Genomic DNA, 26,209 nt, shown 5'->3' on the forward strand with positions numbered 1-26,209 from the left:
GAATGATGCTCCTGATGTTCAGCCCGCACGCCAGCGGCCTGACTTCCTGGCCCTGGGCTTCTTCCCGGCAGCCGGAGTGGAATCGATCGAAGATGTCGTTCATTGCGGCGGCGCGACGGCAACAGGCCGAGGGACCGTAACTGGAGGCAACCGACGACCGGGGCCCGTTCCTCTGGCCGCCACCACGGCTTGTATTTTCCTGATCGGTGTCACACGGGCAAGGCCAGAGGTGGAGAGCAATGATGGAAAACGACGCACCCTTGGAGTTGGTTGGACTCGATACAGAGGCGGAGGCTGTCTATCGCCATCTTCTGGTGCGCAGTGGCGGGACCGTCGACGAGATAGTGGCGGCATTCGGAGTGAGCTTCGAGCACGCATTGGCGTTGCTCGAACGTCTGCACCACTCCGGGTTGGTCAGCCGTAGGTCCTCGGGGGCGTTCCTCACGGTGGATCCCCGTCACGCGCTGCGGACACTGGTGGAATCACGCGAGCGTCAGCTGGCTGCCGTGCGGGACGCTGCGGGGCCGTTGGGTGCGATCTTCGACGACGCCAGGCGGTCCAGTACGGCCGAACCCGCCACCAGGACCATCAGCGGTCCGGAGGCGGTCGGCGACTGCTACTACCGCTTGAAGCAAGCTGCCCGATCCGAGATCTGCGCCATGGACCGCCCTCCGTTCCTGCTGGCTCCGAATGGACCACTCGACGAGGCAGCGGTCCGGCGCGGGGTGCGAGTGCGTGTCGTCTACGCGGCTGCCAGCTTCGATGCTGAAAGCGGCTGGCAGGCGCTGGGCAGCCTCGTGTCGCGTGGGGAAGAAGCCAGGGTCGTGCCGGCGCTGCCTATCAAATTGGCGATGGCTGACCGGTCGGCCGCGATGGTCTCGCTGAGCTTGTCAGCCGACAGCAACGAGTGTCTCTACACCGAAGCACCCCCCTTGCTGAAAGCACTGACCGAACTCTTCGAGCATTACTGGACCACCGCGCCCTCACTGAGTGGGGGCCCCGACTCCGAGTCGTTGCCGTCACCAGGGCCGTCCACCCAAGGCGACCAGACCCGGAAGCCCACTGACGAAGAACGGAACCTGCTTGCGCTCTTTGCCGCTGGGGTCAAGGACGACGCCATTGCCCGCCAATTCGGGGTTTCGACACGGACGCTGCGGCGGCGGATCCAAGACCTTTACGCAGAGCTAGGGACCACCAACCGGTTCGGCGCCGGTGTAGCAGCAGCTCGACGCAACTGGGTTTGAGCATCCCGGCCCCGCTCGGACCAATCGGAATTCCCCACGAGCCGACCACTCCCTCGGCCCGGATCGCGCCGGACCATCCGTTCGCATCGAGCATCAGGCGGGCCCATCAGGGAGCCGAGTGCCCCGCAGGGATGGGTGGCAACGCCCGTACAGCATGCAGGACGGACACCCAGTGAGCTCTTGGGCCGCGGCTCACGTGTTGTAGCTCAGGCGGCCATCCTGCGTCGTGCGGGGTGGCCATCGGGGTGGTGGTTGACCCATGCCAGGCCTCCGATATCGAGGCGTTGGCGGGCGCGCGTGACAGCTACATAGGCGAGCCGGGCTTCGCCATCGTCGATGGGCCCGGGAAGTGTAGGTGGGCTGATAGCGGTCGTTGAAGGCGTCGGTCGCGGTGGTGCAGGCGGCGCCGTTCACGTAGCGGGTGCTGCTGGTGAGCTTGCCTTCTCCGAAGGTGTCGTACGTCCACTTGGCCAGTACGGTGTCGCCCTGCTTGGTGTCGGTCTTGCGGCCGAGTTCGTCCTACTCCGTGGTCAGGGTGATGTCGCTGGTCGTCGGACACAGCGGTGACGTGGCCAAGGTCCTCGTACGTGTTGTGGACCGTGCCATGGTCCGGGTCCTTGACCACGTCTTCTGGCCGCGACTGTCGAAGGTGTAGCTCCAGATGTTGCCGTCAGGGTCGGTGACCGATTCCGGCTTGTCGTACTTCCCCTACGTGTAGGTGGTCTTCTGCGAGGCAGTTCGAGCGGTGTTGGTGTACTGCAGCAGGTCGTTTTTGTGCGGCCACGGGCGTCGGTCACCATGGTGGAGGCGGTGCCGCCCTCCGGTGGGATCACCGTAGTGCGGTCTCGTCTTCGTGCGTCACTGCTCGTCGCCGAACTTGACCGACAGCGCGTCGGTGACCCGGCCCGTTCCGTCGATCAGGTTCTGTGTCGCGGTCGGGACCGTGTTCACCGCGGCAGATCCAAGTTTCGCCGACGGCAGGCCGGTTGCGTAGTAGGTGGAGTACGACTGCCAGGCCCAGCCTCGGGTGTCGTACATCCTCTCGGTCATGACCCGGTTCTGGGTGCCGGTGGCCGGGGGCCTGTGTCTGGCGCTCACGCAGCAGCCCGTCGTTCAGCGCCGTACCAGGTACAGCTGGGCACCCCACCAGTCCGAGCCGGTCATGGTTCCCGTAACCGACGAAGTGGCCGACGGTCCCTGGCGCGCCACCCTTGAACGCAGAAGCGGACTGCTCGTCAAGAAGTTCCACGCGAAGATCAAATTCCCGCACACCCAGGCATCGCCCCAGCAGCCGCCGTAGACGCCGAAACGTCCAGCGGTAACGCACTCAAGGGACTGATCGCGGAGATCCTCCTGCTCGGCACCGCCCTCCTGATCATCACCAACCGCATTCGCCGCCACGGCAGAACAACAGCCGACGCATAGCAACCTCCCGGCCAGCCTGGAGCGGGCGCACATTAGGCGTGGACGGGTCTGATCTCGCCTGTCGGCTGCGTCGTGCACCTACCAAGTCCAGAAACCTCCAGCAGAGCGCAGGGCTACTCATTGCCCCCTTGGTCCCGCGTTCAACGGAGTGGGCCAATGGCCCAGGCGTGCCACCCCGGCCGGAGTGGCTTCAGCGGGCGTCGTAGCGTCGGCGGGATTCCTCGATCTCGTCGAGGGTCTCCCGGTCACCGGTGAGAGCGGCGAGGGGGGTGGTCAGCAGTCGGGGTATCGGTGGTGGCGGCGTGTTCAGTTCCTTGGCGCGCGTGGCGTAGTTCACCTCCACCCCACGCCACCGCCTGCCGCGTCTCCGCAACCCGGCGGGGTGTGGCTGTGCGACGGGAGACCATTCCTCACGCCCCCGGCGGCGGCCCCGTCGTCCCGCGCACCATCAGCCGCGGTTCCAGCACCAGTTCGCGCGGCGGCGGCGACGCCGCGTTCTCCAGCCGCTCCACCGCGAAGCTGACCGCCTGCGCGGCCTGAGCCGCGGCGTCCTGGCGGACCGTGGTCAGGTCGATGTGCGACAGATGGGAGAGGTAACTGTCGTCGAAACCCGCGACCGAGATGTCCCCCGGCACCTCCAGCCCCGCGCCTGCGAGGCTGTGCAGCAGGCCGACGGCGCAGCGGTCGTTGGCCGCGAGAACCGCGGTGGGTCGGGCGTCCTCCATGGCCAGCAGTCGCCCGGCGGCGATGCCCGCCTCCTCGGTATGTCCGCCGGGAATGACCCGGATCTCGTCGGCCAGGCCGTGACGACGCATCGCGGCACGATAGGCGCGGCGGCGCTCCGCGGAGCCGGCGCCCCGGCCGCCATCGATATGGGCGATACGGCGGTGTCCGAGGGTGACGAAGTGGTCGATGACTTGGCGTACGCCCTTGCCCTCCGCCGTACGGACGCTGTCCGCGGCGCTGCCCGGCACGTCCGCGCCCACCACGACCAGGGCGGAGCTGCGCCGCGCCAGTTCGCCGAGGAAGGCGGCGTCCGATTCGGGCCCGAGCAGGATCAGCGCCTCGCAGCGGTGGCTGAGCAGCGCCTCGGCGGCCGTGCGCTCGTCGCGCCCCGGGGCGCGGGCCGACAGCAGCACGTCGTACTCCAGGCGCTCCGCCTCCGGGTAGATCGCCTCGACCAGGTCGGCGTGGAAGGGATGGTGCAGGGTCAGCAGCACGCCGATGGTGCGACTGCGGCCGCGGGCCAGCAGCCGGGCGGCGCTGTCCGGCTGGTAGCCCAGCTCGTCGGCTGCCCGCAGGACGCGCTGCCGGGTCTGCTCGCTGGCGCCCGGCCGGTTACGGAAGACCAGGGAGACCAGGGCGCGCGAGACACCCGCCCGGGCGGCCACATCCACCATGGTGGGGCGCTTCTGGTCGGATCCTGCCAACGCTTCGCTCCTGTCTTGTCGCGCTCTGGCCGTCGTCCTGACGGTGCGGACCTTCGCGTCTGCTCCCGCGCGGGAACACACTTCCTCGGCCGGCCGCCGCCCGCACTCTTGACATCCCGGCGCTACGGGATCATGGTACTCGCATCTAGCGCGCTCTAGTAGAGCGCGACAGGAGGGTTTCATGGCACTGGATGTGCTGACGATGGGGCGGGGCGGCGTGGACATCTACCCGCTGCAGAGCGGCGTCGGCCTGGCGGAGGTCACCTCGTTCGCCAACTACCTCGGCGGCAGCCCGACGAACGTCGCCGTGGCGGCGGCCCGCTACGGGCGCGCCGCCGCCGTCGTCACGAAGACGGGGGCGGACCCCTTCGGCGAGTTCGTCCGCGCGGCCCTCACGGGCTACGGCGTGGACACCGCCCATGTGGGCGTCTCCCCGGGGCTGCCGACGCCGGTGACGTTCTGCGAGATCTTCCCTCCGGACCACTTCCCGCTGTACTTCTACCGCTTCCCCAAGGCTCCGGATCTGGACATCACGCCCGAGGAGCTGGACCTGGGCGCGATCCGCTCGGCAAGGGTGTTCTGGATGACCGGCACCGGGCTGTGCGAGGAGCCGAGCCGAGCCGCCACTCTGGCGGCACTGCGGGCGCGCGGGCGGAGGGCGCACACGGTCTTCGACCTGGACTGGCGCCCGATGTTCTGGACCACCCCGCCCCGGGCCTGGTACGAGGAGGCCCTGGCGCACGCGACCGTCGCTGTCGGCAACATCGACGAATGCGAGGTCGCCACCGGCGAGCGGGACCCGTATGCCGCGGCCCGAGCGCTGCTGGCCACGGGCGTGGAGCTGGCCGTCGTCAAGCAGGGACCGCGCGGTGTGCTGGCCGTGCATCGGGACGGCACCGCGGTGGAGCAGCCGCCGGTGCCGGTGGATGTGGTCAACGGCCTCGGTGCCGGCGACGCGTTCGGCGGTGCGCTGGTGCACGGCCTACTGGCCAGCTGGGAACTGGACCACATCATCGCGTTCGCCAACGCGGCCGGCGCCCATGTGGCCGGACAGCTCGCCTGCTCGGACGCCATGCCCACCGAGACCGAGGTCGCGGAGCGGCTGAAGGCGGCCGGCACATGGTGAAGGGGCGGATCCGGGAGCTGACCTCGCTGCGGGTGCGGGATCCGGAGGCGGTGGCCACGGCGGCCGCGGCCCGGAGGCGGGCCAAGTCCCCGCTGGGAGACACCGGGCGGGCAATGGTCATCGCCGCCGACCATCCGGCCCGCGGGGCGACGGCGGTGGGCGGCGACGCGCTGGCCATGGCGGACCGTGCCGAGCTGCTGCGGCGGCTGTGCGTCGCACTGGAGCGGCCCGGGGTGACGGGGGTGCTGGGCACCGCCGACATCCTGGAGGACCTGCTGCTGCTCGGGGTACTGGACGACAAGTGCGTGTTCGGGTCGATGAACCGGGGCGGACTGGCCGGCTCGGTCTTCGAGATCGACGACCGGTTCACCGGCTACGACGCGCATACCATCGCCGAACTCCGCTTCGACGGCGGCAAGATGCTCACTCGCGTCGCCCTCGACGATCCGGCCACCGCCGGCGTGCTGCAGAACTCGGCCCGGGCAGTCGACGAGCTGGCCGAGCGGCGGCTGCTGGCCATGGTGGAGCCGTTCCTGTCCCACTGGGAGGACGGCCGGGTGCGCAACGACCTGTCGCCCGACGCGGTCGTCCGCTCGGTGGCCATTGCTTCCGGTCTCGGCCGGCGCAGCGCCTACACATGGCTGAAGCTGCCGGTGGTCGACGACATGGAGCGGGTACTGGCTGCGACCACCCTGCCGGTGCTGCTGCTCGGCGGCGATCCGGGCGACGCAGATGGGGAGCGGGTGGCGCGAGCCAAGTGGTGGCGGGCGCTGCGGCTGCCCGGGGTGCAGGGGTTGGTGGTGGGCCGTTCGCTGCTCTATCCGGCGGACGGCGATGTGGCGGGAGCGGTGGACAGGGCGGTGGGGCTGCTGTGAGCACGAAATATCTGCAAGCGGATACCGCGGCCTCCGGGCCGTACCGAACGGTGATCACGCCGAAGTCGGCGGGGTGGGGCTACTCGGGCCTGCGGATCCTTCAACTGGCGCCGGGCCAGGAGCACGTCTTCGGCACCGGTGACGCGGAGCATCTGGTGCTGCCCCTGTCCGGCGGCTGCACGGTTACCGTCGACGGCGCGTCGTACGAACTGAAGGGGCGCGACGGCGTGTTCGGCGCTCCCACCGACTTCCTCTACCTGCCCCGGGACGGCGAGGCCCGCGTGACCAGCCGCAACGGCGGCCGCTTCGCGCTACCCTCCGCCCGCTGCGAGCGGCGCCTCCCGGTGCGTTACGGCCCGGCGGAGGAGGTGCCCGTGGAACTGCGCGGGGCCGGCAGCTGCAGCAGGCAGGTCCACAACTACTGCCTGCCGCAGACCTTCGACGCCGACCGGTTGCTGGTGTGCGAGGTGCTGACGCCGGGCGGCAACTGGTCGTCGTACCCACCGCACAAGCACGACGAGGCGCGGCCGGGCGAGGAGGGCGAGCTCGAGGAGATCTACTACTTCGAGGTGGCGGACGGGGGCATGGCCTATCAGCGGGTGTACGGCTCCCCCGAGCGGCCCGTCGACGTGCTCCAGGAGGTGCGCAGCGGCGACACGGTGCTGATTCCGCACGGCTGGCACGGGCCGTCCATGGCTGTGCCCGGCTACGACCTGTTCTACCTCAACGTGATGGCGGGGCCCGGCCCCGAACGCGCCTGGCTGATCTGCGACGACCCGGCGCACGGCTGGATCCGTACCACCTGGGAGGACCAGCCCACCGATCCGCGGCTGCCGTTCGGAGGGACGACGAGATGAGACTGACCACCGGCCAGGCACTGGTGCGCTTCCTGGCGAACCAGTTCAGCGAGCGCGACGGTCGTGAGCGGCGGCTGATCGACGGCGTGTGGGGGATCTTCGGCCACGGCAACGTGGCGGGGATCGGGCAGGCGCTGCTACAGTACCCCGACGAGCTGCCGTACTTCCTCGCCCGCAACGAGCAGGCGATGGTGCACACCGCCGCCGCCTACGCCAAGATGAACGACCGGCTGGCGACCTACGCCTGCACCTCCTCCATCGGCCCCGGCGCCACCAACATGGTCACCGGTGCCGCGCTGGCCACCGTTAACCGGCTGCCGGTGCTGCTGCTGCCCGGCGACACCTTCGCCACCCGCGTCGCCGACCCCGTGCTGCAGCAGCTGGAGGATCCGCGCCAGGGCGATGTCTCGGTGAACGACGCGCTGCGGCCGGTGTCGAAGTACTTCGACCGGATCGAGCGCCCCGAGCAGCTGATCCCGGCCGCCCTGGCCGCGATGCGGGTGCTCACCGACCCGGTGGAGACCGGCGCGGTGACGCTGTGCCTGCCGCAGGACGTGCAGGCGGAGGCCTTCGACTGGCCGGAGGACTTCTTCCGCCGCCGGGTCTGGCACGTGGGCCGGCCGCAGCCCGAACCCGACGCGCTGACGCGCGCGGTGGCGCTGCTCCGGCAGGCCGAGCGGCCGCTGATCGTCGCGGGCGGCGGTGTGGTGTACGCGCAGGCGTGGCCGCAGTTGCGGGAGTTCGCCGAGGCGACGGGCATCCCGGTGGCGGACACGCACGCCGGCAAGGGCGCGATCCCGTGGGACCACCCGTGCGCGGTGGGCGGCCTCGGCTCGACCGGCACCAGCGCCGCCAACGCGCTGGCCGCCGAGGCGGACGTGGTCCTCGGCATCGGCACCCGCTACAGCGACTTCACCACCGCCAGCCGGACGGTCTTCGCCTACCCGCAGGTGCGGTTCGTCAACCTCAACGTGGCCCGGCTCGACGCCGTCAAGCACGCCGCCGAACCCCTGGTGGCCGACGCCCGGGCGGGCCTGGAGGCGCTGACCCGCAAGCTGGCGGACTGGCGCACGGACGAGGCGTACCGGGCCCGCGTGCGGGAGCTGGCCGCCGACTGGCGGGGGGCCACTGACCACGCCTACCACCTGGGCCACGGCCCGCTGCCCGCGCAGACCGAGATCCTGGGTGCGCTGAACGAACTCCTCGACGACCGGGACGTGGTGATCAACGCGGCCGGCTCGATGCCGGGCGATCTGCAGGCGCTGTGGCGGGCGCGCGATCCGAAGGCGTACCACGTGGAGTACGCGTACTCCTGCATGGGTTACGAGATCGCCGCCGGGGTCGGCGCCAAGCTGGCCGCCCCCGACCGCGAGGTGGTGGTGCTGGTCGGCGACGGCTCGTATCTGATGATGTGTCAGGAGCTGGTCACTGCCGTCTCGGAGGGGCTGAAGCTGACGGTGGTGCTGGTCGACAACGGCGGCTTCGCCTCGATCGGCGCGCTGTCGGAGTCCCTCGGCTCGCAGCGCTTCGGCACCCGCTACCGCTTCCGCGACGAGAAGTCCGGGCGGCTGGACGGCGGCGTGCTGCCGGTGGATCTGGCGGCGAACGCGGCGAGCCTGGGCGCGCGGGTGCTGAGTGCGGGCAGCGTTCCCGAGTTCCGTGCGGCGCTGTTGGAGGCCAGGGCCGCCGACCGCACGACGGTCGTGCATGTCACCACGGACCATCTCAGCCCCGGTCCGCCGAGCTCCGCCTGGTGGGACGTGCCGGTGGCGGAGGTCGCGGAGCTGGACTCCACCCGGCAGGCACACGCCTCGTACGAGACCGCCAAGCGGGCGCAGCGGCCGTATCTGTGATCCGTTCCGACTGAACAGCGAAACGAGAACCCCTTGCACGCCATCGAGCACTGGATAGTCGGCTCCCCCGCCGCAGGCTGCGGCAGCCGCACCGCCCCCGTCTTCGACCCGGCGACCGGACGGCAGCGGGCGAGCGTGCTGCTGGCGGAGCCGGCCGACGTGGACGCGGCGGTCACCGCCGCGGCCGAGGCCTTCGACAGCTGGAGCGAGAGCTCCCTCAGCACCCGGATGCGGGTCATGTTCGCCTTCCGTGAGCTGCTCGTACGGCATGAGGACGAGCTGGCCCGGATCATCTCCGCCGAGCACGGCAAGGTGCTGGACGACGCGCGCGGCGAGGTGGTGCGCGGGCGGGAGGTCGTGGAGTTCGCGTGCGGGATCGCCGACGCGCTCAAGGGCGACTACTCGGCGCAGTACTCGCGCGGGGTGGACGTGCTGTCCTTCCGTGAGCCGCTGGGGTGTGCGCGGGGATCACCCCGTTCAACTTCCCGGCCATGGTGCCGCTGTGGATGCATCCCATCGCCATCGCGACCGGCAACACCTTCGTCCTCAAGCCCAGCGAACGCGACCCCTCGGCGTCGAACCGGATCGCCGGGCTGTACGCCGAGGCCGAGCTGCCGGGCGGCGTGTTCAACGTCGTGCGCCGTGGTACTGCCCGATGCGGACCCGGAGTTCGCCGCCGACCAGCTGATCGCCGCCGCCTACGGCTCGGCCGGGGAGCGGTGCGTGGCGGTCTCGGTGGCCGTCGCGGTCGGGGACGCGGCGGACCCGCTGGTCGCGGCGCTGGGGCGCAGGGCGCGGGCAGTGCGGGTCGGGCCCGGCGACGATGCGGCCAGCGAGATGGGGCCGCTGGTCAGCCACGCCCTCCGGGCCGTGGATCGGGCTGTCGCCGATGAGGGAGTCCTTCCAGCCGCCGAAGGAGTAGCCGGCCATCGGCACCGGCACATTGACGCCGATCATCCCGACCTGCACCCCGCGCTGGAACCGCCGCGCCGCGCCGTCGTCGCCGGTGAACAGGGCGGTGCCGTTGCCGTACGGGTTGGCGTTGACCAGCTCGATGGCGGCGTCGAGGGTGGCGACGCGTACGACGGCGAGGACGGGGCCGAAGATCTCCTCGCGGTAGGCGTCCATGCCGGGCGTGACACGGTCGAGCAGCGACGGGCCGGTGAAGAACCCGTCCTCGTGCCCCGGCACCGTCAGCCCCCGCCCGTCACCACGACGACCGCGCCCTGCCGCGCCGCCGAGGCGACGGCGCCCTCCACCCGCTCCCGTGCGGCTGCGCTTCTACACCCGGCCGAAGGTCGTCACCACCCGCTGGCCGGACGGGGGCGGCCCGCGCGCCGCCTTCGCGTTCCCGACGTCCACCTGAGACCGCCGAGACGGCTGCGACCGCTGAACCCGCCCGTATCTCCCAGACCCCTGAAAGGCCATACCGTGAGCACCGCATCGACCCCCCGCGCCACCGCGGGCAACCTCTGCCTCGGCTCCGCGCCCGACTCCTGGGGCGTGTGGTTCGCCGAGGACGAGCACCAGGTCCCCTACACCCGCTTCCTCGACGAACTCGTCCAGGCCGGCTATCGCTGGCTGGAGCTCGGCCCGTACGGCTACCTCCCCGTCGACCCGCGGCGCCTGGCCGACGAGCTGACCGCCCGCGGACTGCAGGTCTCCGGCGGCACCGTCTTCGGCGCGCTGCACCGGCCCGAGCAGTGGGACGAGATGCTGGCGGGCGCCCGCCGTGTGGCCGAGCTGACCGCCGCCGCGGGCGCGCACCACCTGGTGTTCATCCCGCCGCTGTACCGGGACGAGAAGACCGGCTCCTTCACCGAGTCCCCCGAGCTGACCGCCGCACAGTGGGACCTGGTCGGCGGCGCGGCGGATCGGCTGGGGAAGATCCTGCTGGAGGAATTCGACGTACGCCTCGTCGTCCACCCGCACGCCGACAGCCACATCCAGACCCAGCCGGAGATCGAGCGCTTCCTGAACGCCTCCGACTCCCGCTACGCCAACCTCTGCCTGGACACCGGGCACGTCGCCTACGGCCGCGGCGACAACCTCGATCTGATCCGCCGGTATGCCGAGCGCATCGGCTACGTCCACATCAAGCAGATGGACGCGGAGATCCTCGCCCAGGTCGAGGCGGAGGACCTGTCCTTCAGCGAGGCCGTCAGGCGCGGCGTGTGCGTGGAGCCGCCGGCCGGGGTGCCGAACCCGGCGGACATCGTCGCCGCGCTGTCGGAGCTCGACGCGGAGCTGTTCGTCATCGTCGAGCAGGACCTGTACCCCTGCGCCCCGGAGGTGCCGCTGCCGATCGCGGTGCGCACCCGCGAGTATCTGAACGGCGCCGGGCTGTCGGGGACCCGGCGCCCCAACCGCTAGCCCGCAAGCCCGCCTCTGTCCCGCCCGACCCGCAAGGAGAACGACTAGCATGACCATACGTATCGGAGTGATCGGCACCGGCTCGATCGGGCGCGAGCACATCGAACGCGTCACCCGCCGTACCAGCGGCGCCGTCATCTCCGCCGTCACCGACATCGACCGGGCCCTGGCCGAGAAGGCTGCGGGCGAGGCGGGCGGCGCCCGGGTGTGCGCCGACGGCGCCGAACTCATCGCCTCCGCGGACGTGGACGCGGTGCTGGTCACGTCCTGGGGCCCGACCCACGCCGAGCATGTGCTCGGCGCCGTCGCGGCGGGCAAGCCGGTGCTCTGCGAGAAGCCGCTGGCCACGACCGCCGAGGACTGCCTGGCCGTGATGGCGGCCGAAGAGGCCTACGGGCGGCGGCTGGTGCAGGTCGGCTTCATGCGCCGGTACGACACGGGCTACCGCGAGCTGAAGCGGATCATCTCCGGCGGCGGCATCGGCCGGGCGCTGATGATGCACTGCGCGCACCGCAACCGGGCTGTGCCGGACGCGTACACCACCGACATGGCGGTGCAGGACTCCGGCGTGCACGAGATCGACGCGGCGCGCTGGCTGCTGGACGACGAGATCGTCTCGGTGCAGGTGATCGTGCCGCGGTCGACCAGCCGGCGCTTCGAGCACCTGGCGGACCCGCAGTTCATCCTCTTCGAGACCGCCGACGGGGTGCGGATCGATCTGGAGGTCTTCGTCAACTGCCAGTACGGCTACGACATCCAGTGCGAGGCGATCGGCGAGGAGGGCCTGATCCGGCTGCCCGACCCGGCCCGGGCGCAGCTGCGGGCGGCGGCGCGGATCGGCACCGCGATCGACCAGGAGTGGGACGACCGCTTCTCGGCGGCCTTCGACGCGGAGCTGCAGGCGTGGGTGGACTCGGCCGCGGCGGGCCGCGCCACGGGGCCGTCGGCGTGGGACGGCTACGCCGCGACGGCGGTGTCGGTGGCGGCGGTGCGGGCGCAGCGCTCCGGCGGGGTGGAGCAGGTGGAGATGGTGGACAAGCCGGCGTTCTACGCCTGACGTCGGCGTGCGTAAGGGGCGCCCTCCGCGGAGGGCGCCCCTTACGCGTTCAGCCCTGGAGCTTCTCGAAGAAGAACTCGTGCTTCAGGAACGACGTGTCGTACTCCGCGCCCGGGTACGGCGGGATCAGCTGCGCGGCCTGGAACAGCCGCCAGCCGTCCTGGAGCGCCGCGACGCCCGTCTCGTACGGCGGTTCGTCGCTGTCGCCGGTGGTCGGGCTGGTGCGGCCCGTGCCGTCGTACTGCGACCAGCCCACCACCTCGGAGTCGAGCGCCGAGTTGGCCAGATAGAGGACCAGGACCTGCTGCTTCATGCGTGGCTCCGGAGGGTGGGGCGGTTGGCGACGCGGGTCGCCCAGTAGTCGATGTCGAAGGTGTCGTCGCCGGTCAGGGCGCGCCAGAGTTTCACCCGGTTGTAGACCTCCAGGCGGCCGGTGGCGGGCTCGTACCAGGGGAAGGTGCGGCTGAGTTCCCTGGCGACGGCGGGGTCGTCCAGGTCGGAGGTGTCCCAGAGGCGGACCTGGGGGACGGTCGGGTTGAAGCGGATCTTGAACATGTAGCGCAGGATGTCGCTGTCGTTGCGCCGGCCGCCGTGCCAGATGCCATGGTGCAGCAGGACGACCGTGCCGGCCGGGCAGGTGAGGCGGGTCTGGCCGCGGAGGTTCTGGTAGCGGCCGGTGTCGGACTCGTTGGTGCGGCGCAGATGGCTGCCGGGGACGCTGAGGGTGCCGCCCATCTCGGTAGTGACGTCCTGCGGGTAGTACATGAGCTGGACGTCGAACGCGTCGGGCCGGATGTCGATGACGGCGTCGGCGTGCAGGGGCTGGGCCTCGCCGCCGTGCGGTTCGCGGACGTGGACGAAGTGGTGGTCGACGGTGGGGCCCGGGCCGACGAGGCTCTCCAGGGCGCCGGCGACGGCCGGGAGCTCGATCAGCCGGCGGGCGAAGGACCCCCCGGGGAAGGCCTTGTCCACGGGGGTGCCGGACGGCACCTCGGGGATCCCGGCGTCGAAGACGCCGATGGACTGCTCGTTCATCTCCGGCGGTACGACGGCGTCCAGGCGGAGCGAGCCGTGCGCGACGAAGCTCGCCACCTGGGCCGAGTTCAGTAGCTGCTTGCTGGTTGACATACGGCAAGCCTAGAAAGGGCCTGCTCCCCTGTCGTGTGCTCTATTCATCGACTACTGGTAATTTCTCACCATGACCGGTCATGTGGTACTGCCGCTGGACGAACCGCCGCAGGCGGTGAACGCGGGCGTCGGCATGCACGGCACCCTCGGCTCGCACGACGTCTTCCGGCTTCCCGGCCTGTGGCAGCTGCACCTGTACACCTACTCCGGCGAGCTGGCCTTCGGCGGCGGCCGGTATCCCATCCGGCCCGGGCACGTGAGCCTGGTGCCGCCGGATGTAGAGGTGCACTTCCACTACGAGTCGCGCCGGAACGAGCATCTGTACGCGCACTTCGCGCTGCCCGGCCGCGGTGAGAGGCGGACCGTGCCGGTGATGCAGGACGCGGGCGCGGAGGCCCCGGTGCTCACCGCTCTGCTGCGGCACGCGGTGGCCGCGATGCCGGTGTCGCCGGCGCGGGCGGCTGCGGAGGTGTGGACGGTGCTGTGGCACACGGCGCAGCTCGGCGGCGGCCAGGAGGCGGCGGGGCAGCCGCATCCGGCGCTGGCGGCGGCGTTCGCGTACATCGAACAGGGGCTGGCGGGACCGCTGCCGGTGCCGGGGATCGCCCGGGCGGCGAGGGTCTCGCACAACCACCTCACCCGCCTGTTCCGCACGGGCACGGGCGACACGGTGGTGTCCTACATCCGCCGCCGCCGTATGGAGCGCGCCCGGCATCTGCTCCAGGCCTCGACGATGCCGATCCCGGCGGTGGCGGCGGCGGTCGGCATCCCGGACCTCCAGGCCTTCAACAAGACCTGCCGCCGCGAACTGGGAGCGGCGCCGCGTACGATCCGCGAGGCGGCGTGGTCCTAGCCGTCGCCGTATCCGGGGGTTGAGAGCTGCTACTCGCTGTGTGTGCAGGAGCGTGTGAGTGCGTCCTCGGGCACGGTGTGGGAGCGCGCGTTGGCAGGCGGGTCGGACTGTCGGTGGAACGAACCCGGCTCGGCCTGACCGCTCCGGGCTGTCGCGGCTGGCGGACCGGTCACCCCGTGACGCTCGGCCTCCCGTCCTCGATGTGTCCCGCCAGCCGCCGGGAGAAGGCCGGGTCGCCCGCCACGGTGACCACCAGGTCGTACCAGCCGTGTGCGGCGCTGGTGGGGTGGGTGAGGGTGCGGGTCTCGCCGGGTGCCAACCGCAGGCAGGCCGGGTGCGGATCCCGTTCACGGGCCTGCGGGCGGACCGTTGCCGTCTGAGGCCGCGCCGAGGTGTTGGTGAGCGTCAGCCGCAGCTCACGGGCCGGGGCTTCGACCGCCGAGGCGACCTCCACGCCGTCGGACGGCGTGCCCGTGAACTCGCGGCGGAAGCCGTTCGGGCCGGTGACCGTGAAGCGGTAGTGGTCGGCGGTAAGGGGCACCGTCCACTGCGCCTCGCCCCTTACATCCCGGTGCTGGGGCGCGGCGAACTCACCCGCGTAGGGGTAGAGCGCGAAGTGCGCGCTGGACGCGCCGGTGTTGACCAGCGTCACCGCGACCTGCTCGCCGCGCACAACGGCGTGCGCGTCCGGCTGGTACGGCAGCGCGCGGGCGGGACGCGTTCCCGGCGGCACGGCGGCCGGAGCGGGCTCCGGGTCGAACGCGAACGCCGCCGTCAGATCGCCCGTCACCGTCCGGCGCCACGGCGAGACGTTCGGGTCCTCGACCCCCGTCCACCGCTCGAGGAACCGGTTCACGGAGGTGTGGTCGAAGAGCTCCGAGCAGACGTGACCGCCCGTCGACCAGGGTGAGATGACCAGCATCGGCACCCGGATCCCCAGGCCCGTGGGGTGTCCCTCCCACCACTCGTCCGGGTCGTCCGGGCCCGGCACTGGCGGCGGGACGTGGTCGAAGAAGCCGTCGTTCTCGTCGTAGGTCAGGAGGAGGACCGTGTGGCGCCACACCTCGGGGTGCGAGGCCAGCGCGTCCAGCAGCCCGTGGATCACCTCCGCTCCGGCCTGCGGGGAGGAGACGTTGGGGTGCTCCGACGACACCGCCGGGGCGACGACGTAGGAGACCTCCGCCAGCCGGCCCGCCGCCACATCGCGGGCGAAGGCGTCGGTGAGGGTGCCGGTGGGCACCCGGCGCAGGGCCCGCTCGAACAGGCTGCGCTCCGCCGGGGCGAGGGCGTCGACGCCCTCCTCCAGCAGGCCCAGCAGCCGGTCCCGTTCGGCGTCGTCGGCCGCCTCGCGGACGGTCTCGTAGAAGGACTCCAGGTAGGTGTGGCCGTCGGTCTTGCGCAGCGCCTTGCGGGCGACGGCCTTGAAGGTGGCGAAGAACTCCGGCTGGTTGTCGGTGTAGTTCTCCCACTCGCTGTACGTCTGCCAGCTGCGGCCCGCCCGCTCCAGCAGCTCGGCGTACGTCGGCCAGTCGTAGCCGGGGTGGACGTCCTCGTCGTTGGCGTCGTTGTCGACGGCGCGGCGGCCGTCCGGCTCCTGGCCGGACAGGCTGGACCACAGGTAGTTGCGGTTGGGGCTGGTCGAGGAGTGGATGGACGCGTGGTAGGCGTCGCAGATCGTGAAGGCGTCGGCCAGTGCGTAGTGCAGCGGGATGTCGTCCCGGTCCAGGTAGGCCATGGTGGCCGGGGTCTTCGCCGGGACCCAGCCGTCCATCCAGCCGCCGTGCCAGGCCTGCTGGGCGGTCTCCCAGCCGTGGTCGAGGTCGTGGAAGGTCGCCAGCTGCGGCGTACCGGCCGCGGCGCGGGCGGCGAAGGGGCGGACGGTCCGCTCCCCGTCGGGCTGGTCGAAGACCAGGGCGCCGCCGGGGAGGCGGATCGCGTTGCGGTCGCCGAAGCCGCGGACGCCGGGGAGCATGCCGAAGTAGTGGTCGAAGGACCGGTTCTCCTGCATGAGGACCACCACGTGCCGGACGTCTTCCAGCCCGCCGGCCGGCGGCTCCTCGGCCAGCATCCGCAGCACCGAGGCCGGGAGCTGAGCCGTCACGTCAGTTCCCCGCGACATCGACGAACACCGGGTTGGTGTAGAACCACGTGTCGAGCCACGGGTCGCCGTCGCCCGGCTCGTGTGCGATCGGCCCGTGCGGGTCGATCGACGCGCCGAGGTAGCCGGTGCCGTTGCGGTTGCCGTCGCTGCCGCGCAGCCGGACGTAGAAGGGCTCGTCGCCGGCCGTCAGCGGGATGTGCAGGGTATAGGTCCCGGAGCGGCCGGTGACGTCCGTCGTGTGCACGACCCGGGTGTCGGGCGCCCGCCACGAGTCGCGGTCCGCGGCCGGGCCGCGCACCGCACCGCGGATCACATCGACGTGGGCGAGCTCCGGCAGGATGTCGTGCGCGTTGGGCCGGGAGGCCGTGGTGACGGTGACGGACAGGGTGAGCCGGTCGCCGGGGCGTACCCGCAGCCGGCCGCCGAGGGTGACTCCGCGGCCGGTGTCGTCGGCGCGTCTGAGGCGCACGTCGAGCCCGTCCAGGAGCTGGCCGTGGTCGAGCCAGACCCTGCCGGCTCGCAGACCCGCCATGACCGGCCGGTAGCCGTACTTGGTGACGCCCACATGGGTCCGGCTGAACTGGCCGGGCCAGAAGTCGCCGCCGGGCTGCGGCTCGGTGGTGTTCACCGGGTCGGGCAGTCGGCCGGTGTTGTCGAAGTTCTGCCCCGGCGGCCAGTCGCCGTTCTTCCAGGTGTCGAAGACCACCCGGTGCACGTCGGAGTTGGTGGTGATGGTGAACAGCCTGCCCTCGGAGAGCATCGCGTCCCACAGGCCGCCGACGGTGGCGGTCACCCAGTCGAAGCCGCCGTACGTGACGTAGGCGTCGGTGGGGTAGCCGGGCCAGGAGTTGGCCGAGGGGGCGTTCTCGTACTCGCCGCGCTGCGAGTCGGGGCCGCGCCAGCCGGGGATGCCGCCGCCCTGGGCGCCGGGGGCGCCCTCCATGCCGATCATGATGTCGGGTGCGGCGTCGCGCCAGTTGCGCATCTCGTGCGGGGAGTCGATGCCCAGGCGCATTGGGTGGTTGGCGATGACCAGGACGTCGTCGATGTAGCCGGTGCGGCGCTGTTCGGCGAGCCAGCGGATGGCGGCCACGGCGTGCGCCTCGTTGCGCGGGGTGTCGGGGTGGTCGGGGCCGCCGGCGGTGTAGTCCAGGAGCTTGCCGTCGTAGGCGAGCTCGAACCGCGTGAGCAGGTCGACCTCGTGCGGTCCCGGGGCGGCGAAGACCGTGCAGTGCTCGGCGGCTGGGATGTACCACTCCAGGCCCTGGAAGATCAGCTGCCGGGGGTGGGCGGCGCGGGCCTTGAGGATCTCCTCGTGCTCCAGCCGGGCGCCGTAGCTCGCGTGGCCGAAGTTGGAGTGCTCGTTGAAGACCATCCAGTCCAGGCCGTAGCGGGCACCCGCGTCGGCCAGCTGGCTGAACGTGTACTTGGCGTCGTGGCTGTAGACGCTGTGGATGTGGTGGTCGCCGACCAGGTACGCCAACTCCGGGTCCGTGCCGCCGAGCTGGGGCGCGGACGCGGCGGAAGCGGTGGACGGGCTGAGCAGGGATCCGGCGGCGAAGGCGGCGCCGAACAGGCCGGCGCGGCGCAGCAGGCCGCGGCGGGACAGGGCCTGGGCGCTGAGCGCGGCGGCGGGCACGTCGGGGTCGGCCCAGATCGGCAGCTTGGAGGACGGCATGCGGGTGCTACTCCCTTGCGGTGGATGGCGGGAATCGGCGGGATGGAGGGCTCGCCCCCGGAGGCGAGAGGGGGCGAGCCCTCGGGCGGGACCGGTCGGCCCGGATGAAGTCCGTCAGCTGAGCATGAAGTCGCCGACGGCCAGCGCCCGGTCGCAGATGCGGACGTCGCCGAGGCGGCCGTTGAGGATCTGGTCGATCCTGCCGCCGTACTCGTAACCCCCCAGCAGCCACGGCAGCCCGACCGAGGTGAGGCCGACGGCTGCCGCGTGCGGGTTGCGGGCGACCGGGCAGCCCTGGACGTACATCGTGGTGTGGCTGCCGTCGTTGACGACGGCGACGTGCCACCAGCGGCCGGGCGCGGTCTCGTCGCCCCAGTTGGTGGCGATGCCCTCCTGGTTGAGCGGCCGGACGGCCCACTGCGGGCCGGGGCCGTCGGACAACGACAGGGTGGCCAGCGGCTCGTCCGGGTCGTCCTGCGTCTTGCCCGCGGCGCCGCCGGTGCCGGTGCGGCCGACGAGTCCGCCCCAGGCGTTGCGAGCGGAGTCCCAGTCCTCGGCGGGCTGGTAGAAGGCCTCGATGGTGTAACCGTCGGGGAAGGTCGCGGCGTTCAGCGGTGCGCCCTGGACCGTACGCAGATATGCGCCCTGCAGCGGCGGCTTGCCGCCGGCGAAGCGCAGGCTGCCGTGACCGGGCTGGTCGGGGTGGTGGGCGGCGGAGAAGGTGAGGCTGCGGGAGGAGGAGCCGGGGACGGCGACGACGGTGAGGTCGTTGCCGCGGCCGGTCAGGTCGCGGATCGGTCCCTCGGCCCTGGCGCCGTCCTCGCGCCCGTCGAAACGCCAGTACGCCACGGTGCCGGGGACCAGCAGCTGCGCCGCGGGCCGGGGCCCGCGCGCGGCCACGGGGGCGAAGCCCGCGAAACGCTCGGCGAAGTCCACCGCGACGGAGAACCGGTCGTCGGGGCCGGTCAGTTCGATCTCCCCGCGCTCCAGCTCGTTCAGGCCGTCGGCGGCCCGGCCCAGGATCCACGGCGAGACGGTCTCGACGTCGATGGTGTCGCGGTCCAGGTCGAAGTGGTAGAGGCGGATCATGGCGGCGCCGCCGTAGTAGCGGTTCTGGTAGTTGGTGAGGTGCAGGTGCACGTCGTTGCCGGCGGCGTTCTCGCGGACGGTGCGGGCCGCGGGCCAGAAGTGGCCGTTCAGGGTGAGGAAGATCTGGTCGTGGTCGTGGATCAGCTCGGACCACAGGCGCTGCCCGTAGTCGGACAGGACCGCCCCGCCCTTGTCCTCGTCGACGCCCACGAGGTCGTGCGTGGTGAGGATGACGGGGGACTTCGGGTGGTCGGCGATGACCTGGCGGGCCCAGGCGAAGCCCGCCTCGGACATCCGCCAGTCCAGCGCCAGGACCAGCCACTCGCGGCCGGCGGCGGGGATCAGGTGGTACGTGTTGTAGCCGTCCGGCGTGGCCCCGCCGAAGGTGGGCAGATCGGCCATCCGGTCCGGGCCGAAGGTGCGCAGATACGGGGTGGCGCCGCGCTGGTCGTCGGTGCGCGAGGGGATGTCGTGGTTGCCGGTGAGCACGCTGTAGCCGACGCCGTTGCGGTCCAGCAGCTCGAACGCCTCGCCCACGGCGGCGAACTCGGCGTCCGTGCCGTGCTCGGTGAGGTCGCCCAGATGGGCCAGGAAGACGATGTTGTCGTCGCGGCCGTGGTTCAGGACGTAGCGCAGGGAGGCCTCGACGGGTGCGCGCTGGATGCTCGGACCGTCGAAGAGGTACTGGGTGTCGGGCATCACGACCAGCGTGAACCGGTTGCTGTCCGGGTCCGGCCGCCAGTCGGCGGGCTCGTCCGCCTGCGCTGCGGCCTGCGTGGCGGCGGTGGCCGTGGCGAGCGCGGTGCCTGCGGTGATCAGCCCGGCGCGGCTGAGGAAGGTGCGCCGGTCGGTGCCGTGCGAGGTGCACACATCGTCTCCAGGAGAGGTTTCGGGCAGCCCGGACCGCGCTCCGGCTGGGGGACGGAGCGCGGTGGGCTTGTCGGCCCGGTGGATGCGGACTTGGCTGGCTGGTGGTGGACGGTGCCCCGGGGGCCGCCTACTCGCCGGTCAGCCTCCAGGACCAGCGGTGGACGCCCGGGCCCACGAGGTACTGCGGCAGCGTGTCGGGCCCGCAGGACGCCGTACCGACACCGCGGTGCTCGGCGTCCAGATGGACCACGCAGCGCTCTTGCGGTGTGAGCTCGTCGTGGTGCGTGGCGGCCGTCAGATCGGCGGCGCGGTGCCGGGTGACCGACACCTGGCGCGGCTCGTCCAAGCGCACCGCGAGCCGCTCCCCCGCGGCGGAGTGCAGGGCGAGGCTGCGTACGCCGTGCCGGCCGCCGCTCTCCTGCGGGCGCAGATAGGGGGTGAACAGGTCGTCCACGGCGACCCGGTGGTGGCCGACGGGCGGGCCGGCGCAGCGGTCGGGGTAGGACTCCCACGGCCCCTGGCCGAACCAGTCCAGATCCTCGTAGCTGGCGGCCGTCTCGAAGACGGTGCCCACCCGGGCGACGTCCGTCAGGCCCTCGGGGAGCTCGGCCGTCTCCTCGACGAGGACTCCGCCGGGGATCGGGGTGAAGGTCTGCTCATGGCGTACGGCGCCCTCGGCGGTGGCGTACTCCGCCCGTACGACGGTGCGCCCGTCGCGTACGGACACGTCCAGCAGGGTGCGGGTCGGAGCCTGAAGGCCCCACTTGCGCCAGCGCTCCGCGATCCCGCCGAGCTCGTCGTTGTCGGTGGGCGCGCGCCACAGGCTCAGCGTGGGCGGCGCGGCCAGCAGCGGGTGCACGAGCAGGCCGTCCTCGTCGAGGGTGACCTCGCCCTGCGCGGTGTCGGCGGCCGCCGGGGCGGCGCCGCGCAGCCGCACCTGCGGCGTGCACACCTCCAGCCCCGCCGGCGCCCAGCTCTCCGCGCCGGCCGTGGTGGCGCGCAGCGTCAGCCACGCCTCGCCGCCGTCCCCGTCCGCCTGCGCCAGCAGCTCCGCGGGTACGGCGACGGTCGCAGACTCCCCCGGACCCAGGTCGGGCAGGACCGCTGGGACGGTGTGCGTGCCGGTGCGCTCCGCCGCCAGCACCCACTCGCCCGCCAGCCAGGACAGATCGCGGAAGTGCTGGTGGTTGCGTATCGTCACCGACCCGTCGACCGACGCGGTCAGCCGGACCGGCGCCGCCAGTTCGCGGTGCTCGTACATCGCCGGCTTGGGGGTGCGGTCGGGGAAGACCATGCCGTCGGTGACGAACGCCCCGTCGTGCGGGGTGTCACCGAAGTCGCCGCCGTAGGCCCAGCGCAGGCCCGGACCGGCGACACCGTCGGCGAAGGCGCCGGCGCCCGCGGTGCCGGTCGGTCGCTTGTCGTCCACACGCTGCAGGATGCCGTGGTCGCGGAACTCCCAGATGAACCCGCCCTGGAGGCCCGGCGTGCTTTCGATGGCCGCCCAGTGGTCCGCGAGGGTGCCGTTGCTGTTGCCCATGGCGTGCGAGAACTCGCACCAGATCAGCGGTTTGGTCTGGCGCCCGGACAGGGCGTGCTCGACGACCTCGGGGAGGTTGGCGTACATCGGGCAGGCGATGTCGGAGGCCAGCGAGGTGTCGGCCCAGTCGATCTTCGCGGCGCCCTCGTACTGCAGCGGCCGGGTCGGGTCGCAGCGGCGCAGCCAGCCCGCGGCGGCGTCGTGGTTGGCGCCGTAGTCGGACTCGTTGCCGAGCGACCAGATCAGCACGCTGGGGTGGTTCTTGTCGCGCAGCGCCATCCGCGACACCCGGTCGGTGAACGCCGCCAGATAGCGCGGGTCGTCGGCTATCTCATGGGCGTGGTCGTGCGACTCGATGTCCGCCTCGTCGATCAGATAGACGCCGAGTTCGTCGGCCAGATCGTAGAAGGCGGGGTCGTTGGGGTAGTGCGAGGTGCGCACCGCGTTGAACCCGAAGCGCTTGAGCAGGACGAGGTCGGCGCGCATGTCCGCCTGCGACACGACCCGCCCGGTGAGCGGGTGGAAGTCGTGCCGGTTGACACCCCGCAGGAAGATCCGCTCGCCGTTGACCAGCAGGTCCCGGCCCTGGATCTGCACGGTGCGGAAGCCCACCCGGTGCCGCGAGGTGTCCGCCACGCTGCCGTCCGCCCGGTGCAGCCGCACCGTGAGTCCGTACAGCTCGGGGGTCTCCGCGGTCCACGGCCGCACGTCCGGCACGACGGCCTTGAGCCGCGCCTCGCCGAGGAAGTCGGAGACCCGCCACTCCTCCTTGCAGTACGCGTCGAACTCCGCGTCCTGCGCCAGCTCCCCGACACCCTCCAGCTCGCCGCTGACATACCAGCCGGCGGGCAGCGCCCCCGCCGCCGAGCGGACCTGCACCTCGGCCAGAAGACCGCCGTCCACCGGGGCGGTGATCTTCACATCGGCGAGATACAGCGGATCGGTGGCGTAGACGTACACAGAGCGGGTGATACCGCCGTGCCACCACTGGTCCTGGTCCTCGATGTGCGTGGCGTCGGACCACTTGACCACGGTAAGCCGTACGGTGGCGCGCTCGCCGGGCCGTGCGGCGTCGGTGATGTCGAACTCGCCCGCCAGATGTGAGTCCTTGCCCATCCCCACCGGTCGCCCGTCGACCGCGGCGACCAGCACGCTCTCCGCCGCCCCCACGTGCAGCACGATCCGCCGCCCCGCCCACTCCGCCGGGATGTCGACCTCCCGCTCGTGCACACCGGTCGGGTTCGCGGCGGGCACCTGCGGCGGGAAGTGCGGGAACGGCATCTGGACGTTGGTGTAGTGCGGCAGGTCCGCCACCCCGTGCAGATCGTCGAACTCCTGCATGGTCCAGAGGCCGGGCACCTCCAGCTTGGTCCAGAAGTCCGCGAGCGGGACATCGGGCGCGGGCAGCAGCTGGAAGCGCCACCTGCCGTCGAGCTCGATCCGGTCCCCCTCCCGGCGTACGGCGTGCATCGGCAGCCGCTGCCAGGAGGTGAGCTCCGGGCTCTCCCAGGGGCGGGTGGGCAGGGACGGGCGGGTCATCAGCGGATGGCTCCCTTGGCCAGGTCGGCGATGAAGTGGCGGGCCGCGAAGGCGAACACGATGAGCAGCGGGATCAGGGCCAGCAGGGCGCCGGCCATGACCATGCCGTAGTCCGTCATGCTGTGCACGCCGTTGAGCTGGGACAGCGCGACCTGGAGAGTGACGTTGTCCGGGTTGGTGAGGGCGATCAGGGGCCAGGCGTAGTCGTTCCACTGGCTCATGAAGGTGAAGATGCCGAGGAACGCCAGGCCAGGGCGGACCACGGGCAGCGCCACATGCCAGTACTGGCGGAGGAAGCTGCAGCCGTCGAGGCGGGAGGCGTCCATCAGCTCGTCGTGGATGGCGCCCGTCATGTACTGGCGCATCCAGAAGATGCCGAACGCGTTGGCCGCCGCAGGGACGATCAGCGCGGTGAGCGAGCCGATCCAGCCCAGCTTCGCCATGATCACGAACTGCGGGATGGCGGCCAGCTGCGCGGGCAGCATGAAGATGGCCATCATCAGCCCGAACAGCAGCTTGCGCCCCGGGAACTCGAACTTGGCGAAGACGAACGCCGCGAGCGAGTCGAAGAACAACACCAGCACCGTGACGCTGACCGCGACGATCAACGAGTTCAGCATCGACCCGAAGAAGTCGACGTTGTCGAAGAGGTTCTTGACGTTCTCGCCGAAGTGCGAGCCGGGCAGCAGCTTCGGCGGGTACGAGAAGATCTCGCTGGTCGTCCGGGTGGCCATGACGACGGCCAGATAGAACGGGAAGACCGACAGCAGTACGCCCGCGATGAGCGCGGTGTGCAAGGAGACACCGCGGGCCAGGGCACCCTTGATCCTCGGTGTGAAGGTCTTTGTCATGGCGGCCTCCTAGTCCCTTTCCCGGCGCTGGACCAGCCGCCAGTTGATGATGGAGAAGACGACCACGATCAGGAAGATCGCCCAGGCGATGGCCGCCCCGTAGCCGAAGTCGTTGTTGTCGAAGGTCTGTTGGAAGAAGTAGAGGACCACCGTCTGGCCGGCGTGCTCGGGGCCGCCGGAGAACGTCGAGCCGCCGTTGTTGGCGCCGAGCAGCACCTGCGACTCGGAGAAGGACTGCAGACCGGTGATCGTGGACACCACCACGGTGAACAGGATGACCGGGCGCATCATCGGCACGGTGATCTTGAAGAAGGTCTTGACCGGACCGGCTCCGTCGACCTTCGCGGCCTCGTACAGCTCGCTGGGGATGGTCTGCAGACCGGCGAGATAGATGATCGCGTTGTAGCCGGTCCACTGCCAGGTCATCAGCGCGGCGACGGCGACCTTGATGCCCCACGGCTCGTTCAGCCAGGCGACCTCGCTGACCCCGATGGCCTTGAGCACGGCGTTCACCATGCCGAAGCTGGTGGAGAAGATGGAGCCGAAGATGATCGCGACGGCGACCACCGAGGTGACCGACGGCACGAAGTAGGCGAACCGGTAGACGCGCTTCAGCCGCACCGCGGAGTTCAGCATCACGGCACTGATCAGGGCGATGACGAGCATCGGGAAGGTGCCCATGGCCCAGATCACGAGTGTGTTGCCCAGCGCGTCCCAGAACTGGGTGTCGGTGAGCAGATAGCGGAACTGCGACAGCCCCGCGTACTCCATGTTGCCCAGGCCGTCCCAGCGTTGGAAGGCGAGGAAGAGCGAGAAGCCGGCCGGGATCAGGCCGAAGCAGAGAAAGAGGAGATAGAACGGCGAGATCGCGGCGTACAGCCGCCAGTGGCGACGGATGCCGCCCTCCGGATGGGCCTTGACAGCGACAGCCGGTGGGGGCGCGTCCATGGCCGCTGCGGCCGGTGCGGTCTTCAGATCGGCCATGACTCAGCTCACCCCCAGGTGGTCTGCGATACGTCGGCACTGGGCCATGGCGTCCCGCCAGGCCTTCTTGCGGTTCTTGCCGGAGATGTAGACGGAGGTCAGCTCGTCCCTGATGGGCTGGCTGAGGGCTACGTCGTACGGGCTGTTGTAGGAGACCGGGACCCGCTGGGCGGCCGGACCGAAGACGTCCATGGTGATCTGGCCGCCGAAGAACTCGTCCGGCGTGCGCAGGTCCGGCGACTCGAAGGAGGCCGGGGTGGAGGGGAAGAGGGAGGCTTCGAGGAAGCCGCGGGACTGGTTCTCGGGGCCGAGCAGCCAAGTAATGATCTGGAAGGCGAGCTCGGGATCACGGCAGTACCTGGTGATGCCGAGGAAGGAGCCGCCGTCGTTGGCCGGGCGCTCCGGCATCGCGGCGACCCGCCACTTCCCCTTGGACTTCGTCAGCTGCGACTTGAAGTCGCCGGCCACCCAGGAGGCGCCGATCTGGCTCGGCAGTTTGCCGTCCTCCAGCGCCGGGTTGATGTCCACGGTGCCGGACTTGAAGGGGGAGTCGATGCCCCGGTCCAGGCATTCCAGCGCGAGGTCCCAGGCGCGGGTGATGTGTTCCTGGTCACCGATGAAGTGCCGGTCCTTGTCGACGTAGCGTTTCATCGACTGACCCACGGCCATGCCGAAGATCGCCAGCGGGTCGCTCACCATGTAGGAGCCCTTGGCCTTCTTCACCAGCTGTTCACCGGCGGCGAAGTAGTCGTCCCAGGTGCCCATCTGCGCGGCCACGTCCTCGGGCTCGGTGGGCAGGCCCGCCTTCTCGAAGATGTCGGGGCGGTAGTAGTGGACGCAGGGGCCGGTGTCGATCGGGAAACCGATCTGGCGGCCGTCGTCGGCGGTGCCCTGGCTCCACTTCCAGTCCAGGTACTGGCTCTTCAGCTTGTCCGCGCCGAGGGTATTGAGGTCGATGAACTGGTCGGCGTTGGGCAGCAGGGAGGCTATGTCCTCGCCCTTCAGACCGGTGATGTCGGGCGCATGAGCGCGGGCGGTGAGGGTCGTCAGCAGCTTCGAGCGGAAGTAGCCGCCGATCTGAGTGGCCTTGAGGTCGACCTGGGTGAAGCGCTTGACGGCGTCCTCCACCAGCTTGTCGCTCAGTCCACCGCCCCAGTACCAGAGCGTCATGTCGCTCCCGGTGGATCCGGCTGGGACCGAGCAGCCGGCGACCGTGCCGCCCAACAGGGCGGCCGAGGTGGTTGCCAGGCCCGCGCGAAGCAGTCCTCTGCGCGAGAGATGCACTGCTCCCACCGCCTTTCGGTTTCTCGTCGTTGAGGGTTCAGGAGGTGTTACG

General features: G+C 71.0%; 22 protein-coding genes and 3 pseudogenes. 12 read left to right on the forward strand and 13 right to left on the reverse strand.

Annotated features, from left to right (window positions below; genetic code table 11):
* Window positions 1-239: 239 nt before the first annotated feature.
* Both OHB49_RS00265 and OHB49_RS00270 read left to right on the forward strand, forming a co-directional pair.
* The gene (locus OHB49_RS00265; protein WP_327122536.1) at window positions 240-1,244 is read left to right on the forward strand and encodes a LuxR family transcriptional regulator; all 1,005 of its coding nucleotides are present in this window, start codon (window positions 240-242) and stop codon (window positions 1,242-1,244) included.
* A gap of 430 nt (window positions 1,245-1,674) precedes the next feature.
* Window positions 1,675-1,899 (forward strand): hypothetical protein, encoded by a 225-nt coding sequence (locus OHB49_RS00270; RefSeq protein ID WP_329156900.1) that lies wholly within the window; start codon window positions 1,675-1,677, stop codon window positions 1,897-1,899.
* A 203-nt stretch (window positions 1,900-2,102) separates the two neighbouring features.
* Here the strand turns inward: OHB49_RS00270 and OHB49_RS00275 are convergent, their stop codons facing one another.
* A complete protein-coding gene (locus OHB49_RS00275; protein WP_329156901.1) occupies window positions 2,103-2,294 on the reverse strand; it encodes a hypothetical protein in 192 nt (63 codons plus the stop codon).
* Here OHB49_RS00275 and OHB49_RS00280 point away from each other — a divergent pair.
* Window positions 2,293-2,544 carry a hypothetical protein gene (locus tag OHB49_RS00280; protein ID WP_329156904.1) on the forward strand — a complete coding sequence of 84 codons (252 nt, stop codon included), beginning with the start codon at window positions 2,293-2,295 and terminating at the stop codon, window positions 2,542-2,544. The genes OHB49_RS00275 and OHB49_RS00280 overlap by 2 nt on opposite strands.
* Before the next feature lie 315 nt (window positions 2,545-2,859).
* On the opposite strand, the gene OHB49_RS00285 is transcribed toward OHB49_RS00280, so the two are convergent.
* Both OHB49_RS00285 and OHB49_RS00290 read right to left on the reverse strand, forming a co-directional pair.
* Window positions 2,860-3,006, reverse strand: a complete 147-nt coding sequence (locus tag OHB49_RS00285; RefSeq protein WP_329156905.1) for a hypothetical protein — start codon at window positions 3,004-3,006, stop codon at window positions 2,860-2,862.
* Between the two features lie 73 nt (window positions 3,007-3,079).
* A complete protein-coding gene (locus OHB49_RS00290) occupies window positions 3,080-4,069 on the reverse strand; it encodes a LacI family DNA-binding transcriptional regulator (RefSeq protein WP_329166282.1) in 990 nt (329 codons plus the stop codon).
* Between the two features lie 211 nt (window positions 4,070-4,280).
* Here OHB49_RS00290 and iolC point away from each other — a divergent pair, with 211 nt between their 5' ends.
* The 6 genes and pseudogenes from iolC to OHB49_RS45650 all read left to right on the forward strand — a co-directional run.
* The gene (iolC, locus tag OHB49_RS00295) at window positions 4,281-5,225 is read left to right on the forward strand and encodes a 5-dehydro-2-deoxygluconokinase (RefSeq protein ID WP_329156906.1); all 945 of its coding nucleotides are present in this window, start codon (window positions 4,281-4,283) and stop codon (window positions 5,223-5,225) included.
* Window positions 5,219-6,100 (forward strand): Cgl0159 family (beta/alpha)8-fold protein, encoded by an 882-nt coding sequence (locus OHB49_RS00300; protein ID WP_329156908.1) that lies wholly within the window; start codon window positions 5,219-5,221, stop codon window positions 6,098-6,100. The genes iolC and OHB49_RS00300 overlap by 7 nt, the downstream gene beginning before the upstream one ends.
* Complete coding sequence (iolB, locus tag OHB49_RS00305; RefSeq protein ID WP_329156910.1) at window positions 6,097-6,957, forward strand: 5-deoxy-glucuronate isomerase; 861 nt, start codon at window positions 6,097-6,099, stop codon at window positions 6,955-6,957. The genes OHB49_RS00300 and iolB overlap by 4 nt, the downstream gene beginning before the upstream one ends.
* Window positions 6,954-8,810 (forward strand): 3D-(3,5/4)-trihydroxycyclohexane-1,2-dione acylhydrolase (decyclizing), encoded by a 1,857-nt coding sequence (gene iolD, locus OHB49_RS00310; RefSeq protein ID WP_329156912.1) that lies wholly within the window; start codon window positions 6,954-6,956, stop codon window positions 8,808-8,810. Before iolB ends, iolD begins: the two co-directional genes overlap by 4 nt.
* Before the next feature lie 135 nt (window positions 8,811-8,945).
* A pseudogene (locus OHB49_RS45645) lies at window positions 8,946-9,383 on the forward strand (aldehyde dehydrogenase family protein); the annotation flags it as partial.
* Window positions 9,384-9,452: 69 nt separating this feature from the next.
* Window positions 9,453-9,680 (forward strand): annotated as a pseudogene (locus OHB49_RS45650) (aldehyde dehydrogenase family protein); the annotation flags it as partial.
* Window positions 9,681-9,749: 69 nt separating this feature from the next.
* Here the strand turns inward: OHB49_RS45650 and OHB49_RS45655 are convergent.
* Window positions 9,750-10,001, reverse strand: a pseudogene (locus tag OHB49_RS45655) (aldehyde dehydrogenase family protein); the annotation flags it as partial.
* A gap of 240 nt (window positions 10,002-10,241) precedes the next feature.
* On the opposite strand from OHB49_RS45655, the gene OHB49_RS00325 reads away from it, so the two are divergent.
* Together OHB49_RS00325 and OHB49_RS00330 are read left to right on the forward strand one after the other, a co-directional pair.
* A complete protein-coding gene (locus OHB49_RS00325) occupies window positions 10,242-11,183 on the forward strand; it encodes a TIM barrel protein (protein WP_267009355.1) in 942 nt (313 codons plus the stop codon).
* A 49-nt stretch (window positions 11,184-11,232) separates the two neighbouring features.
* Window positions 11,233-12,240: a Gfo/Idh/MocA family protein gene (locus tag OHB49_RS00330; RefSeq protein ID WP_328623925.1), complete on the forward strand. Its 1,008-nt coding sequence runs from the start codon at window positions 11,233-11,235 to the stop codon at window positions 12,238-12,240.
* 49 nt (window positions 12,241-12,289) lie between these two features.
* On the opposite strand, the gene OHB49_RS00335 is transcribed toward OHB49_RS00330, so the two are convergent.
* Both OHB49_RS00335 and OHB49_RS00340 read right to left on the reverse strand, forming a co-directional pair.
* On the reverse strand, window positions 12,290-12,553 hold the full coding sequence (locus OHB49_RS00335) for a hypothetical protein (RefSeq protein WP_267009353.1): 264 nt from the start codon (window positions 12,551-12,553) through the stop codon (window positions 12,290-12,292).
* Window positions 12,550-13,368, reverse strand: coding sequence for a phytanoyl-CoA dioxygenase family protein (locus tag OHB49_RS00340; RefSeq protein ID WP_329156917.1), 819 nt, complete (start codon window positions 13,366-13,368; stop codon window positions 12,550-12,552). Before OHB49_RS00340 ends, OHB49_RS00335 begins: the two co-directional genes overlap by 4 nt.
* A gap of 70 nt (window positions 13,369-13,438) precedes the next feature.
* Between OHB49_RS00340 and OHB49_RS00345 the strand changes: the two genes are divergently transcribed.
* Window positions 13,439-14,221 (forward strand): AraC family transcriptional regulator, encoded by a 783-nt coding sequence (locus OHB49_RS00345; protein ID WP_329156919.1) that lies wholly within the window; start codon window positions 13,439-13,441, stop codon window positions 14,219-14,221.
* Window positions 14,222-14,390: 169 nt separating this feature from the next.
* Here OHB49_RS00345 and OHB49_RS00350 read toward each other — a convergent pair whose 3' ends face one another.
* The 7 genes from OHB49_RS00350 to OHB49_RS00380 all read right to left on the reverse strand — a co-directional run bounded on the left by OHB49_RS00350 (window position 14,391) and on the right by OHB49_RS00380 (window position 26,157).
* Window positions 14,391-16,340, reverse strand: coding sequence for an alkaline phosphatase family protein (locus tag OHB49_RS00350; protein ID WP_443079461.1), 1,950 nt, complete (start codon window positions 16,338-16,340; stop codon window positions 14,391-14,393).
* On the reverse strand, window positions 16,324-18,000 hold the full coding sequence (locus OHB49_RS00355) for a histidinol-phosphatase (protein WP_329156921.1): 1,677 nt from the start codon (window positions 17,998-18,000) through the stop codon (window positions 16,324-16,326). The genes OHB49_RS00350 and OHB49_RS00355 overlap by 17 nt, the downstream gene beginning before the upstream one ends.
* 114 nt (window positions 18,001-18,114) lie before the next feature.
* Window positions 18,115-19,959 carry a LamG-like jellyroll fold domain-containing protein gene (locus OHB49_RS00360; RefSeq protein WP_443079462.1) on the reverse strand — a complete coding sequence of 615 codons (1,845 nt, stop codon included), beginning with the start codon at window positions 19,957-19,959 and terminating at the stop codon, window positions 18,115-18,117.
* 127 nt (window positions 19,960-20,086) lie between these two features.
* Window positions 20,087-23,038 (reverse strand): glycoside hydrolase family 2 TIM barrel-domain containing protein, encoded by a 2,952-nt coding sequence (locus tag OHB49_RS00365; RefSeq protein WP_329156923.1) that lies wholly within the window; start codon window positions 23,036-23,038, stop codon window positions 20,087-20,089.
* Window positions 23,038-23,889 (reverse strand): carbohydrate ABC transporter permease, encoded by an 852-nt coding sequence (locus OHB49_RS00370; RefSeq protein ID WP_267009346.1) that lies wholly within the window; start codon window positions 23,887-23,889, stop codon window positions 23,038-23,040. The genes OHB49_RS00365 and OHB49_RS00370 overlap by 1 nt, the downstream gene beginning before the upstream one ends.
* 9 nt (window positions 23,890-23,898) lie before the next feature.
* Window positions 23,899-24,873, reverse strand: a complete 975-nt coding sequence (locus OHB49_RS00375) for a carbohydrate ABC transporter permease (RefSeq protein ID WP_371797151.1) — start codon at window positions 24,871-24,873, stop codon at window positions 23,899-23,901.
* 3 nt (window positions 24,874-24,876) lie between these two features.
* Window positions 24,877-26,157 carry an ABC transporter substrate-binding protein gene (locus tag OHB49_RS00380; RefSeq protein ID WP_329166286.1) on the reverse strand — a complete coding sequence of 427 codons (1,281 nt, stop codon included), beginning with the start codon at window positions 26,155-26,157 and terminating at the stop codon, window positions 24,877-24,879.
* Between the last annotated feature and the right edge of the window lie 52 nt (window positions 26,158-26,209).

It is taken from the genome of Streptomyces sp. NBC_01717 (genome assembly GCF_036248255.1).
In the GTDB taxonomy this organism is placed as follows: domain Bacteria; phylum Actinomycetota; class Actinomycetes; order Streptomycetales; family Streptomycetaceae; genus Streptomyces.

What these genes read in the sequence shown, in the direction of transcription:
- OHB49_RS00345 (WP_329156919.1), top strand. Translation starts at nt 13,439, where the DNA reads ATGACCGGTCATGTGGTACTGCCGCTGGACGAACCGCCGCAGGCGGTG.
- OHB49_RS00340 (WP_329156917.1), bottom strand. Translation starts at nt 13,368, where the DNA reads ATGTCAACCAGCAAGCAGCTACTGAACTCGGCCCAGGTGGCGAGCTTC.
- OHB49_RS00330 (WP_328623925.1), top strand. Translation starts at nt 11,233, where the DNA reads ATGACCATACGTATCGGAGTGATCGGCACCGGCTCGATCGGGCGCGAG.
- OHB49_RS00265 (WP_327122536.1), top strand. Translation starts at nt 240, where the DNA reads ATGATGGAAAACGACGCACCCTTGGAGTTGGTTGGACTCGATACAGAG.
- iolC (WP_329156906.1), top strand. Translation starts at nt 4,281, where the DNA reads ATGGCACTGGATGTGCTGACGATGGGGCGGGGCGGCGTGGACATCTAC.
- OHB49_RS00365 (WP_329156923.1), bottom strand. Translation starts at nt 23,038, where the DNA reads ATGACCCGCCCGTCCCTGCCCACCCGCCCCTGGGAGAGCCCGGAGCTC.
- OHB49_RS00275 (WP_329156901.1), bottom strand. Translation starts at nt 2,294, where the DNA reads ATGACCGAGAGGATGTACGACACCCGAGGCTGGGCCTGGCAGTCGTAC.
- OHB49_RS00280 (WP_329156904.1), top strand. Translation starts at nt 2,293, where the DNA reads ATGACCCGGTTCTGGGTGCCGGTGGCCGGGGGCCTGTGTCTGGCGCTC.
- OHB49_RS00290 (WP_329166282.1), bottom strand. Translation starts at nt 4,069, where the DNA reads ATGGTGGATGTGGCCGCCCGGGCGGGTGTCTCGCGCGCCCTGGTCTCC.
- OHB49_RS00350 (WP_443079461.1), bottom strand. Translation starts at nt 16,340, where the DNA reads ATGTCGCGGGGAACTGACGTGACGGCTCAGCTCCCGGCCTCGGTGCTG.
- OHB49_RS00300 (WP_329156908.1), top strand. Translation starts at nt 5,219, where the DNA reads ATGGTGAAGGGGCGGATCCGGGAGCTGACCTCGCTGCGGGTGCGGGAT.
- OHB49_RS00375 (WP_371797151.1), bottom strand. Translation starts at nt 24,873, where the DNA reads ATGGCCGATCTGAAGACCGCACCGGCCGCAGCGGCCATGGACGCGCCC.
- OHB49_RS00370 (WP_267009346.1), bottom strand. Translation starts at nt 23,889, where the DNA reads ATGACAAAGACCTTCACACCGAGGATCAAGGGTGCCCTGGCCCGCGGT.
- OHB49_RS00355 (WP_329156921.1), bottom strand. Translation starts at nt 18,000, where the DNA reads ATGCCGTCCTCCAAGCTGCCGATCTGGGCCGACCCCGACGTGCCCGCC.
- OHB49_RS00335 (WP_267009353.1), bottom strand. Translation starts at nt 12,553, where the DNA reads ATGAAGCAGCAGGTCCTGGTCCTCTATCTGGCCAACTCGGCGCTCGAC.
- iolD (WP_329156912.1), top strand. Translation starts at nt 6,954, where the DNA reads ATGAGACTGACCACCGGCCAGGCACTGGTGCGCTTCCTGGCGAACCAG.